Below are 14,760 nucleotides of genomic sequence, written 5' to 3' on the forward strand. Positions count from 1 at the left end.
GAGAGGACCTCCCCGTGCTGCGCTCGATGTTCTCGGCCATCTCCGGCCTCCGCGCCCACCAGACCAAGCTCGACGTGACCGGCAACAACATCGCCAACGTCAACACGGTCGGCTTCAAGAGCTCCCAGACCGTCTTCGAGGACACCCTGTCCCAGGTCATCCGCAACGGCTCGGCCCCGACCGGCCAGACCGGCGGCACGAACCCGGCGCAGGTGGGCCTCGGCGTCAAGGTCGCCGGCATCACCACCAACTTCGGCCAGGGCTCGACCCAGAACACCGGCCGCTCGACCGACTTCATGATCAGTGGCGACGGCTTCTTCGTCACCCAGGCCGGCAACGAGACGCTGTTCACCCGCGCCGGGTCCTTCGACTACGACGGCGCCGGCAACCTCGTCACCCCCGACGGCGCGCTGCTGCAGGGCTGGATGGCGCAGAACGGCGCGGTCAACGCCAACGGCGCGATCGGTCCGCTGACCATCCCGTTCGGCCAGGTCATGAACCCCGAGCCGACCACCACCGGCAAGATCGGCGGCAACCTGTCGACGGCGTCGGTGCCCTACTCGGCCGGCCCGCCCGTCGTCGAGGCGACGCAGGTGCAGAGCCAGATCACCGCCTACGACTCGCTGGGCACCGCCCACCCGATCGCGCTGGTGTTCACCAAGCTCAACGCCACCGACTGGTCGGTCCAGGCCAGCGAGAACGGCACGGACATCGGCGCCGCCCAGACCCTGTCCTTCAGCCCGGCCACCGGCCTGCCCACCAGCGGCACGACGCTGCAGCTCACCTTCCCGGCCACCGACCTGAACTGGCCCGCGGCCGGCATCAGCATGGACCTCGGCGGGATGACCCAGTTCGGCGGCAAGACGGCGCTGACCCCCAGCGGCGTCGACGGCAACGCCATGGGCACGCTGCAGTCGATCTCGCTCAGCGGCGACGGCACGATCATGGGCGTCTACTCCAACAGCCTGCGCGAGCCGATCGGCAAGATCGCCATGGCCACCTTCGCCAACCCCAGCGGCCTGTCGAAGGCCGGCAACACCAGCTACCGGGTGGGCGACAACTCCGGCCAGGCCGTCATCGGCGAGGCCGGCACCGGCGGCCGCGGCTCGCTGACCGCCGGCGCGCTGGAGATGAGCAACGTGGACCTCGCCGAGGAGTTCACCGGCCTGATCGTCGCCCAGCGCGGCTTCCAGGCGAACAGCCGCGTCATCACCAGCTCCGACGAGATCCTCCAGGACCTGGTCAACCTCAAGCGCTGACGACGGGACCCGCGGCCCGGCACCCGTTCCCCGGGGTGCCGGGCCGCTCCCGTCCTGACCCGCCCCTCGGGCCGTTGTAGCGCATTCGGCCCTCCCCGACGCCCCGGCACCGGACGGCGGTCCCGAGGGCCCCCGTCGCGCTGTCGGCCCCTCCCGACGCCGGACGGCGGCGGGACACCTGTGACGTGCGGGGACGCGGTGCCGGGTCACCCTCCGGGGTGATGCGGCGGGCCGGGTTCGGCTCAAGCAGTCCCCGCGCAGGACCGATGGTCCCTGCAGCCGGCAGTCCGCACCGCCGCGGCTGCTCTCCCCTCCCCCGAACGAGCAGAAGGACCGACCCGTGATCCGTGTGACGCGCCTGAACGGGGAGCACTTCGCGCTCAACCCCGACCTCATCGAGCGGGTCGAGGGACACCCCGACACCGTGGTGTTCCTCGTCGACGGGACCAAGTACATCGTGCGCGAGGGCGTGGACGAGGTCCTCGACGAGATCCGCGAGTACCGCGCCAGCATCCTCGCCACCGCCTACGCCATGGACCGCGGCACCTACCGCACCGCGGCGACCGGGCCCTCCCCGCTCTCCCCCGCGCACCCGGCCGACGACGCCCCGCGTGCCTCCGTCGTCCCCTTCCCGGCCCGCGAGGAGCGCTGACCCATGGACCCGTCCACCCTCATCGGATTCGTCATCTCGCTGGTGGCGCTGCTGGTCTTCATGGTCATGGAGGGCGCCGACCCGACCTCCCTGCTCTTCCTGCCGGCGATCATCCTGGTCATCGTCGCCACCTTCGGCGCGGCCATGTCCGGCCAGACGATGTCCGACCTCAAGAAGATGGGCGGCTGGTTCAAGCTCGCCGCCATGCCGGGCAAGGTGCCGCCGGCCGCCGAGCAGATCCAGACCCTGGTCAGCCTCGCCGAGAAGGCCCGCAAGGAGGGCCTGCTCGCGCTGGAGGCCCAGGTGAAGGCCATCGAGGACCCGTTCCTCAAGCGCGGCCTGCAGATGGGCATCGACGGCACCGACCCCGAGGAGCTGCGCGCCGTCCTCGAGAGCGAGATCGCCGCCAAGAAGGCGGAGGACAAGGTCGCCGCCAAGTTCATGAACACCATGGGCGGCTACGCCCCGACCATCGGCATCGTCGGCTGCATCGTCGGCCTGATGAACGTCATGGGGAACCTCAGCAACCCCGAGGCCCTCGGCCCGATGATCGCCTCGGCGTTCGTCGCGACGCTGTGGGGCGTCATGGCGGCCAACTTCTGGTTCCTGCCGATGGGCGCCAAGATCCTGCGCGTCAGCGAGCTGCAGGCCGCCCAGATGGAGCTGCTCGTCGAGGGCATCGCCGAGATCCAGGCCGGCACCAGCCCGCGCGCCGTCCGGCTCAAGCTCAGCGCGCTCATCCCGCCGAGCGAGGCCGCCAAGGAGGCGGCGTGACCTCCCCCGGGACGCCGGCATGAGCGCCGGCGGTCACGGCCACGGCGGCAAGCGCCGCAAGAAGCACCCCGAGCACGAGGAGCACGAGAACCACGAGCGGTGGCTGGTGTCCTACGCGGACATGATGACGCTGCTCCTGGTGCTCTTCGTGGTCCTCTTCGCGATGAGCCAGGTGGACAAGGAGAAGTTCGCCGCGCTGGCCAGCGGCCTGTCCGAGGCGTTCGGCGCCCCGGTCACCGCGCTGAGCAGCGCGGGCACCAACTCCGACGCGCAGGTCCTCGACGCCCTCGACGCCGCCGTCGACGTGCAGATCCCGCCGGCCCCGGCCGCGGAGTCCGACGTCGACTCCGCCGCCGCGGAGGCCGCCGCGCAGGAGGCCGCCCGCGTCGCCGCGGAGGCCCGGGCCGAGTACGACGAGCTCGCCGCGGCCCGCGACGCCATCGACGCGGCGCTGGCCGCCGCCGGGCGGGCCGGCACCGCGCAGTACGAGATCGACGAGCGCGGCCTGGTCGTGCACATCGTCTCCGACCCGGTGCTGTTCGGCCCCGAGGAGGCGACGCTGCAGCCCGCCGGCCGCGAGATCCTCGACGCGATCGCGCCGACCCTGGCGGCGCTGCCCAACTCCCTCGCCGTCGAGGGCCACGCCAACTCGCTCCCGGTCACCCCGGGCGGGCCGTGGCCGTCGAACTGGGAGCTGTCGGCCTACCGCGCCACGACCGTCGTCCGGTACCTGGCCGCCGAGGGCGTGCCGCAGGGCCGGCTGTCGGGCACCGGCTACTCCGACACCCGGCCGATGGTCCCGGCGTCGGACCCGGACGCCCTGTCCCTGAACCGCCGCGTCGACATCGTCGTGCTGTCCGACGCCTCCGCCGAGGCCGCCGAGCTCCTCCCCGGCCTCGACGACGCCCCGGCACCGACCGCCCCCGCACCGATCGCCCCGGCCGCCCCGGCCGCTCCGGCCGCACAGGAAGGCACGCACGAGTGAGCACCAAGACCAAGGACAAGGCCGCCAAGGACGCGCCCGCCGAGGGCGAGGAGGCGAAGGGCGGCGGCAAGAAGAAGCTGCTCGTCGTCGCCGTCGTCCTGCTGCTGGGGCTCGGCGCCGCCGCGTACTTCTTCCTCTTCGCCGGCAGCGGCGAGGCCGAGGCCGCCGAGCCCGAGCACGGCGGGTACACCGCGCTGGAGCCCATCGCGGTGAACCTGGCCGGCGGCGGCTACCTCAAGATCGGCATCACGCTGGAGTACACCGCGGACGCGGCCGCCGGCGGGCACGGCAGCGGCGGCGTCGACGGCTCCAAGGCCCTCGACATCATCATCTCCACCTACTCGCAGGCGCAGCCGGCCGACGTCGTGGGCGCCCGCGCGGCGCTCAAGGAGTCGCTGGAGCACCAGATCATCGAGGCCTACACCGAGGAGGGCGTCCCGATGGTCATGCACGTCTACCTGACCGAGTACGTCACCCAGTGACGCGCTGACCCCACCCGTCCCGTCCCAGCGATCCCCCGGCGCACCACGCGCCACACCCTCCCCGGCTGATCGGCGGCGCCCCGCGCCGCCGGTCAGTTCGCGTTCCGGGCCCGCCGATGAGGGGACCGTGACCCGCCCCGAGAACGCGACCGTGCCCGCCGGGCACGGGCCGCAGTCGCCGGCCGTGGGCGGCCGCAGCCGGCGCGGTGCACCCCGCACCTACGACTTCCGCCGCCCGACCAAGCTCTCCCGCGAGCACGTGCGCGTGCTGCAGATCGCGCAGGAGGCGTTCGCCCGCCAGGCGACGACGGTGCTCACGACCATGCTCCGCACCGGTGCGCGCATGGAGCTCGTGGGCATCGAGCAGCACTCCTACGACGACTACGTCGCCACGCTGCCCGACCCGTCGTTCCTGACGACGTTCACCATCGAGCCGCTCGCCGGCAAGGGCCTGCTGGCCTACCCGCTCGACATCGCGATGGCCACCGTCGACCACATGCTCGGCGGGTCGGGCGCGGCGCACCAGCCCGAGCGGCCCATGACGGCGATGGAGACGACGATCATCCACTCGCTGCTCAGCAGGCTGCTGCAGGAGTTCGCGGGGTCCTTCACCCACGTCAGCGAGCTGCAGCCGGTCATCGACGGCATCGAGTACAACCCGGCCCTGGCCCAGGCCGCCGCGGGCTCCGACACCGTGATGGTGGCCCGCTACACCCTGTCGATCGGCGCCCGCGACGGCGCGGCCTCGCTGGTGCTGCCGTTCAGCTCCTTCCAGCAGGTCCTCGACGACGCGGCCTCGCCGCAGCTGTCGGAGTCCGCGCAGCGCACCCGCCAGCGCGCCGCCGAGCTGCTCTCCGCCCGCCTCGAGCTCGTGCCGGTCGACGTCAGCGTCCGGTTCTCCCCGCTCGAGGTGTCCTCGGAGGACCTGCTCTCCCTCGCCGTCGGCGACGTCCTGCTGCTGCGCCACCCGCGCGACGCGCCGCTGGAGGTCACCACCAACGACGCCGTCTTCGCCCACGCCATCGCCAGCAACCACCGCCGCCGGCTGGCCGCCGCCATCGTGCCCGCCCCGGCCGGAGGGAAGGACCCCGCATGACCGCCACGCTCGACTCCCAGGCCCAGCAGGCGTCGGAGACCATCACCGCCGTCGTCGTGGCGGCCGCCACCGCCGCGGCCGCCCTCGTCCCGGCCGGCACCGAGCTGGTGCCCGCCCCGGCGGTCACCGACCCCGACGCCGTCCCGGTGCCCCCCGCCGCCACCGCGGCCGTCAGCGCCCGGCTCTCCGGCGAGATCACCGGCGACGTCGTCCTGGTGCTGTCGGCCGAGGTGGTCGAGGCGCTGGACAACTCCCCCGTCGGCCCGATGGACGTCGCCACCGCGCTGCGCCCGGCGCTCGAGGCGGCCGCGGCCACCCTCGGCCGGGTGCGCGTGGACTCCGAGCGCACCGAGGACCCGGTCACCGCCCTGGACGGCCTGCGCGACAAGGGCATGTTCGTGGCGGTCCCGCTGGTCGCCGGCACCGAGCACGTCGCGACGCTGGCCCTGCAGGTCACGCTCCCGACCGCGCCCCGCCCGCGCCGCGGCAGCCTCGACCTGCTGCGCCACGTGGCGATGGAGGTCACGGTGGAGATCGGCCGCACCCGCATGACCGTCGGGGAGCTGCTCTCGCTGCACCCCGGCGAGGTGATCGAGCTCGACCGCGCGGCCAGCGCCCCGGCCGACCTGCTGGTCAACGGCACGCTGATCGCCCGTGGCGAGGTCGTCGTCGTCGACGAGGACTTCGGCCTGCGGATCAGCGAGATCGTCACCGACGCCGCCGCGGAGCTCGGGCAGGCCCACCCGTGACGTGGATGGTCATCCGGCTGGTGCTGTCGCTGGCGTTCGTCGGCGGCGTGCTCTGGTTCGCCGCGCGCCTGGCCAAGAAGCGCGGACTGGGCTCCTCCGGCGGCCTGGTCGAGGTCGTCGCCCACCAGCGGATGGGCCGGGCCAGCACGGTGAACGTGCTGCGCATCGGCGACCGCGTGCTGGTGGTCGGCGCGACCGAGCAGCAGGTGACGCTGCTGGCCGAGCTCGACGGCGAGGCCGTCGAGGCGACGCTGGCCGAGCGGGCCGCCGCGGCGCCCGCCGAGGGCCGGCCCGCGGTCGCGCTGCCGGCCGCCGGCGGGGCACTGTCGGGCTCGGTGCTCGACCGCGGCGCCTGGTCGGGCCTGGTCTCGCAGCTCCGCGAGCGGACGGTCCGCCGCTGATGGACCGCACCGCACCCGCGCGGGGCCCGGCACGCCGGGTCGCCGTCGTGCTGGCCGCCCTGTTCGGCTGCGCCGTCGCCGGCGTGCTGCTGGCCGGTCCCGCCGCCGCGGCGCCGACCGCGCCCACGGCTCCCACCGCCCCCGTCGTCCCCGCCGTCGACGGCGGCGTGGACATCTCCGTCGGCAACGGCAGCCCCAGCACCTCGATCACGCTGATCCTGGCGATCACCGTGCTGTCGGTGGCGCCGTCGGTGCTGCTGCTGTGCACCTCGTTCACCAAGATCGTGATCGTCCTGTCGCTGACCCGCAACGCGCTGGGCCTGCAGCAGTCGCCGCCGAACTCGGTGCTCACCGGCATCGCCCTGTTCCTCACGCTGTTCGTGATGGGCCCGGTGTTCTCCGACGTCAACGAGGTCGCGGTCCAGCCCTACATGGACGGGACGATGACCGTCTCGCAGGCCTACGACGCCGGCGTCGTCCCGCTGCGGGAGTTCCTGCTCGCCAACACCCGCGACGACGAGCTCGAGCTCATGGTCGGCCTGTCCGGCGAGGAGCAGCCCGAGGACGCCGCGTCGGTCAGCATGACCACGCTCGTGCCGGCGTTCGTCCTCTCCGAGCTCAAGAGCGCCTTCATCATCGGGATCGTCGTGTTCATCCCGTTCCTGGTGCTCGACATGCTGGTCAGCGCCTCGCTGATGGCGATGGGCATGATGATGGTGCCGCCGTCGATCGTGTCGCTGCCGTTCAAGCTGCTGCTGTTCGTCGTCGTCGACGGGTGGGCGCTGATCACCACGGCGCTGGTCGGGAGCTATTCGTGACCGACGCGGACGTCACCGAGATCGCGGTGCAGACGATGACCGTGGGCGCCAAGGTCGCCGCCCCGGTCCTGCTCACCGCGCTGCTGGTCGGGTTCCTCATCTCGCTGTTCCAGGCCGCGACCCAGATCCAGGAACCGACCCTGTCGTTCGTGCCGAAGATGATCGCGGTCTCCATCGCGCTGCTGGTCACCGGCAACTGGGTGCTCGCCGAGATGGTCAGCTTCACCGAGCACCTCTTCGACTCGCTGCCCCACCTCCTCGGCAGGACCTGAGCGCCATGGACCTCGAGGTCCCGGCGGTCACCCTCGCGGCCCTGCTGCTGGCCACCGCCCGGGCGGCCGGCTTCGTCCTGGTGGCCCCGCCGTTCAACACCCGCGCCGTCCCGGGCCCCGTCAAGGGCGCCCTGGCCCTCGCGCTGTCGGTCGCGCTGATCGACCGCGTGGCCCCCGGACTGCCCGAGCCGACCACCGGGTTCCTCGTCGTCACCGCCGTCAGCGAGGTCGCCATCGGCGCGGCCCTCGGCTTCGTCGTCCAGCTGTTCTTCACCGCCGTCCAGTTCGCCGGCGAGCTGCTCGACGTCACCGGCGGCTTCTCGCTGCAGCCGGCCTACGACCCGCTGGCGATGACCATGAACTCCACCATCGGCCGGCTGCACTACCTGCTCGCGACGACGCTGCTGTTCACCAGCGGCGGCCACCTCATGCTGGTGCGCGGCTTCGCTACCTCCTACGAGGGCCTGCCGGTGAGCGGCGGCTTCCCGTCCGACTCCATCGGCGAGGTCGTGCTGACGGCGTTCTCCGCGATGTTCCTGGCCGCGCTGCAGATCGCCGGGCCGATGGTCGCGGTGCTGCTGCTGGCCGACGTCGCGCTGGCCCTGCTGTCGCGGGCGGCGCCGGCGCTCAACATCTTCGCCTTCGGCTTCCCGGTGAAGATCCTGCTGACCCTGTCGCTGCTGGGTCTCACCTTCCCGCTGCTCCCGACGGCGCTCGACGCGCTCATCGAGCAGGCCACCCGCGCCATCGTCGGTCTCCGGAGCGGCTGATGGCCAAGGACGGCCCGGGTGGTGAGAAGACAGAGAAGCCGACTCCCAAGAAGCTCAGGGAAGCCCGCAAGGAAGGGCAGATCCCCCGCACCCAGGAGCTGGGCACCTGGGCGGGGGTGGCGGTGGCCAGCGCGCTGCTGCCGATGCTCGTGGGCAACGCGTTCGACGCCGTCGGCCGGCTGTTCGTGCAGGTCGGCGTGGTCGTCGACGACCCCGAGGCCGCGAAGGTGTCCCCCCTGCTCGGCCAGGCGCTGTCGGCCTTCCTGACGACGGTGCTGCCGGTCGCGATCGCGCTGATGCTGGTCGGCGTGCTGTCCTCGGCCGCGCAGGGAGGGGTGACGGTGTCGGCCAAGGGCATGAAGCCGACGCTCAAGAAGCTCAACCCCTTCCCCGGCATCAAGCGGATGTTCGGCACGCAGGGCCTGTGGGAGGCGGCCAAGGCCGTCATCAAGACCGTCGCGCTGGCCACCGTCGTGGTGGTCACCAGCGACCGGGCACAGGCGCTGGTGTCGGCGTCGGGGGCGCTGCCGCTGTCGGCGGTCGCCGCCACCGTGGCCGACTGCGCGGTGCTGATGTTCCGCGTCGTCGCCGTCACCGGGTTCGTCATCGCCGTCGCCGACTACGTCGTCGTCCGGGTGAAGACCATGAACAAGCTCAAGATGAGCAAGTACGAGATCCAGCAGGAGCACAAGAACTCCGAGGGCGACCCGCACGTCAAGGCGCAGCGGAAGTCGGTGGCGCTGGCCATGTCGCGCAACCGGATGATGGCCGAGGTCGCCGAGGCCGACGTCCTGCTGGTCAACCCCACCCACGTGGCCGTGGCGCTCAAGTACGACCCGGAGAAGGGCGCCCCGCGGGTGGTGGCCAAGGGCGCCGACGAGATCGCCGCGACGCTGCGCGAGCGGGCCGCCGAGGCGCGCGTGCCGATGGTGCAGGACATCCCGCTGGCCCGGGCGCTGCACGCCTCCTGCGACCTCGGCCAGGAGGTGCCGCCGCAGCTGTTCACCGCGGTCGCGCGGGTGCTGGCCTTCGTCATGCAGCTGGGCTCGCGCGGCGTGCGCGGCGGGTTCCACCGGCCGGGCTTCGAGGCGCCCGACGTCGAGGGACTCCCGAGGGCCGGCCGCCGGAGGGCACCGATCGCGAGCTGACCCCCGCCTCTCCCCAGGCATTGGATCCTCTCCGCACGTTCTCGACTGCAGGACGTGGGCAGAGGATCCAATGCCTCGGCGTGCCCGCGGGTGGGACGGCTGTGACTGGTGCGCCGTCCGCGGTCGGCCGCGCTCCCCCGGCTGCCGATGGGGAGTCCGTGCGAGGGATGACCAAGGCCGCGGTGCCGATCGGCGTCGTGGCGATCGTCCTCATGCTGGTCGTGCCGCTGCCCGCGGCGGTGCTCGACCTGCTGCTGGGCTTCAACATCACCGCGGCGCTGCTGATCCTGCTCGTCTCGATGCAGATCAAGCGCCCGCTCGACTTCGCCGTCTTCCCGTCGCTGATCCTCATCGCGACGCTGTTCCGCCTGGCGCTCAACGTCTCCTCGACGCGGCTGGTGCTCAGCGACGGCTACGCCGGCAAGGTCATCGAGGCCTTCGGGCACTTCGTGATCGGCGGCTCGCTCGTCGTCGGCCTGGTGATCTTCGTGATCCTCACGATCATCCAGTTCGTCGTCATCACCAACGGTGCCGGCCGCGTCGCCGAGGTCGGCGCGCGGTTCACCCTCGACGCGATGCCCGGCAAGCAGATGGCCATCGACGCCGACCTCAACGCCGGGCTCATCAACGAGGCGCAGGCCCGCAAGCGGCGCACCGAGGTGACCAGCGAGGCCGACTTCTACGGCTCGATGGACGGTGCCTCGAAGTTCGTCAAGGGCGACGCGATCGCGGCCATCATCATCACGCTGATCAACCTGATCGGCGGCTTCGCGATCGGGATCATGCAGAACGGCATGGCCGTGGGCGAGGCCGTCTCCACCTACTCGCTGCTGACCGTCGGCGACGGCCTGGTCTCCCAGATCCCCGCCCTGCTGCTGTCCACCGCGACCGGCATCATCGTCACCCGCTCGGCCTCCGACGGGGACATGGGCAGCGACCTGCTCGGCCAGCTCGGCCGGTTCAAGCAGCCGGTGCGCATCGCCGGCGGCGCGGCGCTGGCCCTGTGCCTCATCCCGGGCCTGCCCAAGCTCCCGTTCCTGCTCATCGGCGGCCTGTTCCTCCTCATGGCCGCCCGCATGCAGGAGGCCCCGGTCGAGGACGAGCTCGCCACGGTCACCCCGGCCGACGACGAGCCGAAGCCCGACTCCCCCGAGGCGATCGCGGAGCGCATGCGGGTCGACCCGCTCGAGCTCGAGGTGGCGTTCGACCTCGTCGACCTGGTCGACACCGCCCGCGGCGGCGACCTGCTCGACCGCGTCAAGGCGCTGCGCCGGAAGGTCGCGATGGAGACCGGCCTGGTCATCCCGCTCGTGCGCACCCGCGACAACCTCGACCTGCCGGCGTCGCAGTACGTCATCTGGCTCAACGGCGTCCCCGCGGCCAAGGGCACCTCGCCCGCCGGCACGGTGCTGGCGATCGGCGACGCGCTCGACGGCCTGCCCGGCCGCCCCACCCGCGAGCCGGTGTTCGGCCTGCCCGCCAAGTGGGTGCCCGCCGAGCTGCAGCGGCAGGCGGAGATGGCCGGCGCCACCGTCGTCGACCGCTCCTCGGTCATCACCACCCACCTGGCCGAGGTGGTGCGCCAGCACTCCGCCGACCTGCTCGGCCGCGAGGACGTCCGGGTGCTCGTGGAGATGGTCCGCCGCACCCACCCGGTCGTCGTCGAGGAGCTCACCCCGGCGCTGCTCACCCTCGGCGAGGTGCAGCGGGTGCTGCACGCGCTGCTCACCGAGAACGTCTCCATCCGCGACCTGGTGCGCATCTTCGAGGCGCTGTCGCTGCGGGCGAAGACGTCGACCGACCTCGACGGCCTCGTCGAGGCAGTGCGCTCCGCGCTCGGCCCGGCGATCAGCCACCCCTACGTCACCCCCGACGAGCGGCTGCACGTGCTCACCCTCGAGCCCGCGTTCGAGCAGCGACTGCTCGAGGCGGTCCGGCACAGCGACGGCGGCCAGGTGCTGGCCCTCGACGCCGGCTCCGTCGACGCGCTGGTCACCGGGTGCACCGGGCTCCTGGAGCAGGCCGAGAGCCTCGGCCTCGCGCCGGTCCTCGTGTGCTCGCCCCAGGTCCGTGCCGCCCTGTCCCGCCTGGTCCGCCAGGTCCTGCCCCGGCTGCCGGTGATCTCCTACACGGAGGTCTCCCGGACGGCCCAGATCGAGTCCCTGGGAGTGGTGAGCGGTGCCGTTGCCATCCGTTGAGGCGGCGACCCCCGAGGCCGCGGTCGCCGCGGCGCGCGAGCGCTACGGCAACGCCGTCCGGATCGTCGGCGTCCGCCGCATCCGGTCCGGCGGGGTCCTGGGCTTCTTCGCCACCGAGCGCTTCGTCGCCGAGGTGGAGGACGTCGAGCCGCCGCGCCGCACACCCGCGTCGCGGTCGGAGTCGGCCCGCCGGATCGAGGCCGCGCTGAGCCGCGACCCCGGCCCGCTCGCCGACACCGGCGCCTTCCTGCGCGCCACCGAGATGCACCGGTCCCGCCCCGCGGCGGCCCGGCCCACCGCGCGCCCGGCCGCCGTGCCCGACCCCGTGGACGAGGTCGCCGGCCTGCTCGGCGCGGCGACCGGCGGTCCCGACGTCGACCTGTACTCCCGGTCCTCGGTCGGCGCCGCCCGGCGTCCCGCGGCCCGGCCGGCTGCCCGCACCGCTCCCCGCACCGCCGCCGCTCCTGCCGCTGCGCGCCCCTCCTCGGGCACCGCCGCGTTCCAGGCGGCACCCGCCGCCGCCCCGGCCGCCGCCCGGCGCCCGGCCCGCACCGCGGTGCGCCCGCCGGCGACGCCGGCCGAGCCTGCCGGCCCGTCGCTGTTCACCGCCGCGCTCGCCCAGGTGGTCGCCGGTGACCGCGAGGTCCGCGAGGCCGTCGACGACGCCGTGGCCGCCACCGCCGCCGCGTCCGCCGCCGAGGCGCTGCGCGCGCTGCACGCCACCGCCGCCGCGCTCGCCGCCGAGCCCGACCCGGTGGTCGAGCCGGAGCCGGCCCCCGCCCCGGCCTCGGTGCTGCGCACGCCGGCGTCCGCGCCCGCCCCGGCGCCGGCGATGCCGCTGGCCGCCGCCCTCGCCGCCGCGATGGCCGCCCCGCGTGCCGCCGCCCCCGCACCTGCCGCTGCTCCCGCGCCGGTCGCTGCGCCCGCTCGGGCTGCCGCGCCGGTCGCCCCGGAGACCGCTCCCGCGCCGGCCCCAGTCGCCCCGGTCGTCGAGGAGCCGGTCGCGGTCGCGGTCGAGGAGCCCGTGGCCGAGGCCCCCGCCCCGGTCGTCGAGGAGCCCGCGGTCCCGGCCGTCGAGGTCGTCGCCGAGGTCGAGGCCGAGGTCGAGGCCGTGGCCGAGGCCGTGGCCGCCCCGGCCGTCGAGGAGCCCGCGGTCGAGGACGCCGCCGTCGAGCGGTCCGTCGCCGACCTGGACATGTGGGCCGACCCCGCGCCCGCCCGAACCGCCGTCGCGACCCCGGTCGCCCCGGTCGCCGCCACCCCGGTCGCTGAGCCCGCCGTCGCGGAGGTCGCCGTCGCGGAGGTCGAGGAGCCGACCGTCGCGGACGCGTCCGACGACGAGTCCCTCGTCGCCGAGCTGCTCGGTGACCGCCCGGCCGACGAGCTCCCGGTCGCGGGGGTCCTGCTCGAGGAGGCCGCCGTCGAGCAGGCCCCCGTCGAGGAGCTCCCCGTCGAGCAGCCCGCGGCCGAGGTGGCCGCGCTCGAGGTCGCCCCGGCCGACGACTACGCCACCGACGTCCTCCCCGCCGTCGTCGCCCTGCCCATCGAGGTGCCGGCGCCGCAGCCCGTGGCGACCTGGTCCGACGCGGACCTCACCGGCCCGGTCACCGGCCGTGAGGAGGCCATCGCCGAGGTGCTGCGCGCCGCGCTGGCGCACGACACCCCCGACGACGCGCTCACCGACATCCTGCGCGGTGTGCTCGCCAGCGCCTCCACCCAGGGCGGCGTGCACCGCGGCCGCCCGCCGGTGCCGGCCACCGCCCAGCGGATGGACCGCGAGCCGGCGTGGGTCGAGGCCTCGGCCGAGAGCGACGAGTGGGAGGTCGAGGCGGTCGTGCAGCCCGCGATCGAGGCCGCCACGGAGGTGCTCGCGCTGGCCGCGACCGCCAGCGACCCGGCGCCCCTTCCGCTGGACTCCACCGCCGTCCTGCCCCCGCTGTCCCTGCTGCCGCCGCCCACCCCGGGCGCGGAGCTCGCTGTGCCGCGCCTGCTCGGCCGCCCGCCGGTCCCGCCGGCGCGCCGCGGTCTGCCGCCGGTGCCCGGCCAGGCGGTCGCCCGCGTCGCGGCACCGAGCCGTCCCGCCGGGCTGGCCACGGTCACGCGGCTGCCCGTCGACACGCGCGCCGGCCGGGTGCTCGTCCCGTCGGTGCGCGAGCGCGGCACCGCCGGTCGCGAGCTGGTCGACCCGCGGATGGTCGAGGCCGCCGGGATCGTCGCGCGGCTGCGCGGCCTCGGCGTCCCCGAGGACCTGCTCGCCGGCACCTTCGCCGCCGACGTCGCCGCGGGCGGCACCTACGCGGCGCTGACCCGGGCGCTGCGGGGCCTGCCGGCCGCGCCGTCGGCCCCCGCGGGCGCCGGCGAGGTACTGCTGGTGGTCGGCCCCGGCGTGGAGACGCTCGCCGCGGCCCGGTCGCTGTCGGTCTCGATGCGCCTGGACCCCGACCGCCTGCAGTGGGCCACCCGCGGCGACCTCGCCGCGCTGGCGCCCGAGAGCAGCCGGATCACCTCCGTGGACACCGCGCTCGAGCGCAAGCAGGACGCCGCCCGGGCCGGGACGCCGACCGTCGTCGCGGTGGACGCCCCGATGCGGGCCGCCGGGCGCACCTGGCTCGAGCAGGTCATGGCGATCTTCTCGCCGGCCGCCGTCTGGGCCGTCGTCGACGCGACCCGCAAGCCGGAGGACGTCGGCCCGTGGCTCGACGGTCTCCCCCACGTCGACGCGCTCGTCGTGCAGGACACCGACCTGACCGCCGACCCCGCCGCCGTGCTGGGCCGCACCACCGCGCCGGTCGCGCTGCTCGACGGCGTCCGCGCCACCGCGCACCGCTGGGCGTCGCTGCTGTGCGAGCGGCTGGAGAGCGCTGAGGCATGAGCCCGCTGCGCTGGGACGTGCTCGCGGTGGGGCTCGTGCTGGCCCTGCCGGTGCTCGCGATGGGGGTGCGCGGCGACTTCTCGACCGACGAGGTCGCCGTCCGGCTGCCCTGGTGCCTGCTTGCCGGGTGGGGTGCGGTGGCGCTGCTGCGCTGGGCGGCGACGCCGCCCCGCCCGGCACCCGCCCGCCGCCGCGCGGGGTCCCCCGACCCCGAGGACGCCCCCACCCCCTGACCACTCGGCTCCCGTGATCGCCGGGGTTCCTCGCGCGTTGCCGGTGCTGCG

The 14,760-nt window shown here is 74.3% G+C and carries 15 protein-coding genes; all 15 read left to right on the forward strand.

Annotated elements, in window-relative coordinates:
- Nucleotides 1–14: 14 nt before the first annotated feature.
- The 15 genes from WA616_RS20760 to WA616_RS20830 all read left to right on the forward strand — a co-directional run bounded on the left by WA616_RS20760 (nucleotide 15) and on the right by WA616_RS20830 (nucleotide 14,709).
- Nucleotides 15–1,259, forward strand: coding sequence for a flagellar hook protein FlgE (locus tag WA616_RS20760; protein ID WP_336032825.1), 1,245 nt, complete (start codon nucleotides 15–17; stop codon nucleotides 1,257–1,259).
- Nucleotides 1,260–1,599: 340 nt separating this feature from the next.
- Entirely contained in the window at nucleotides 1,600–1,911 is a 312-nt protein-coding gene (locus WA616_RS20765) for a flagellar FlbD family protein (protein WP_336032827.1), read from the forward strand.
- Between the two features lie 3 nt (nucleotides 1,912–1,914).
- Nucleotides 1,915–2,685, forward strand: coding sequence for a motility protein A (locus WA616_RS20770; RefSeq protein WP_336032828.1), 771 nt, complete (start codon nucleotides 1,915–1,917; stop codon nucleotides 2,683–2,685).
- Between the two features lie 19 nt (nucleotides 2,686–2,704).
- Nucleotides 2,705–3,670, forward strand: a complete 966-nt coding sequence (locus tag WA616_RS20775) for a flagellar motor protein MotB (protein ID WP_336032829.1) — start codon at nucleotides 2,705–2,707, stop codon at nucleotides 3,668–3,670.
- Entirely contained in the window at nucleotides 3,667–4,152 is a 486-nt protein-coding gene (locus tag WA616_RS20780) for a flagellar basal body-associated FliL family protein (RefSeq protein ID WP_336032831.1), read from the forward strand. The genes WA616_RS20775 and WA616_RS20780 overlap by 4 nt, the downstream gene beginning before the upstream one ends.
- Before the next feature lie 127 nt (nucleotides 4,153–4,279).
- Nucleotides 4,280–5,248, forward strand: coding sequence for a flagellar motor switch protein FliM (locus WA616_RS20785; RefSeq protein WP_336032832.1), 969 nt, complete (start codon nucleotides 4,280–4,282; stop codon nucleotides 5,246–5,248).
- Nucleotides 5,245–5,997, forward strand: coding sequence for a flagellar motor switch protein FliN (fliN, locus tag WA616_RS20790; RefSeq protein ID WP_073418639.1), 753 nt, complete (start codon nucleotides 5,245–5,247; stop codon nucleotides 5,995–5,997). Before WA616_RS20785 ends, fliN begins: the two co-directional genes overlap by 4 nt.
- A gap of 5 nt (nucleotides 5,998–6,002) precedes the next feature.
- On the forward strand, nucleotides 6,003–6,398 hold the full coding sequence (locus WA616_RS20795; protein ID WP_245794377.1) for a FliO/MopB family protein: 396 nt from the start codon (nucleotides 6,003–6,005) through the stop codon (nucleotides 6,396–6,398).
- Nucleotides 6,398–7,216: a flagellar type III secretion system pore protein FliP gene (gene fliP, locus WA616_RS20800; RefSeq protein ID WP_336032833.1), complete on the forward strand. Its 819-nt coding sequence runs from the start codon at nucleotides 6,398–6,400 to the stop codon at nucleotides 7,214–7,216. The genes WA616_RS20795 and fliP overlap by 1 nt, the downstream gene beginning before the upstream one ends.
- On the forward strand, nucleotides 7,213–7,488 hold the full coding sequence (gene fliQ, locus WA616_RS20805) for a flagellar biosynthesis protein FliQ (RefSeq protein ID WP_073418636.1): 276 nt from the start codon (nucleotides 7,213–7,215) through the stop codon (nucleotides 7,486–7,488). The genes fliP and fliQ overlap by 4 nt, the downstream gene beginning before the upstream one ends.
- Nucleotides 7,489–7,493: 5 nt before the next feature.
- Complete coding sequence (gene fliR / locus WA616_RS20810) at nucleotides 7,494–8,258, forward strand: flagellar biosynthetic protein FliR (RefSeq protein WP_073418635.1); 765 nt, start codon at nucleotides 7,494–7,496, stop codon at nucleotides 8,256–8,258.
- Nucleotides 8,258–9,406 carry an EscU/YscU/HrcU family type III secretion system export apparatus switch protein gene (locus tag WA616_RS20815; protein ID WP_336032836.1) on the forward strand — a complete coding sequence of 383 codons (1,149 nt, stop codon included), beginning with the start codon at nucleotides 8,258–8,260 and terminating at the stop codon, nucleotides 9,404–9,406. Before fliR ends, WA616_RS20815 begins: the two co-directional genes overlap by 1 nt.
- A gap of 167 nt (nucleotides 9,407–9,573) precedes the next feature.
- Nucleotides 9,574–11,604: a flagellar biosynthesis protein FlhA gene (flhA, locus tag WA616_RS20820; RefSeq protein ID WP_336032838.1), complete on the forward strand. Its 2,031-nt coding sequence runs from the start codon at nucleotides 9,574–9,576 to the stop codon at nucleotides 11,602–11,604.
- Nucleotides 11,585–14,476, forward strand: coding sequence for a hypothetical protein (locus WA616_RS20825; protein ID WP_336032840.1), 2,892 nt, complete (start codon nucleotides 11,585–11,587; stop codon nucleotides 14,474–14,476). The genes flhA and WA616_RS20825 overlap by 20 nt, the downstream gene beginning before the upstream one ends.
- Entirely contained in the window at nucleotides 14,473–14,709 is a 237-nt protein-coding gene (locus WA616_RS20830) for a hypothetical protein (protein WP_336032841.1), read from the forward strand. The genes WA616_RS20825 and WA616_RS20830 overlap by 4 nt, the downstream gene beginning before the upstream one ends.
- Nucleotides 14,710–14,760 lie beyond the last annotated feature (51 nt).

This window comes from Geodermatophilus sp. FMUSA9-8 (assembly GCF_037034165.1).
Lineage (GTDB): Bacteria > Actinomycetota > Actinomycetes > Mycobacteriales > Geodermatophilaceae > Geodermatophilus > Geodermatophilus nigrescens.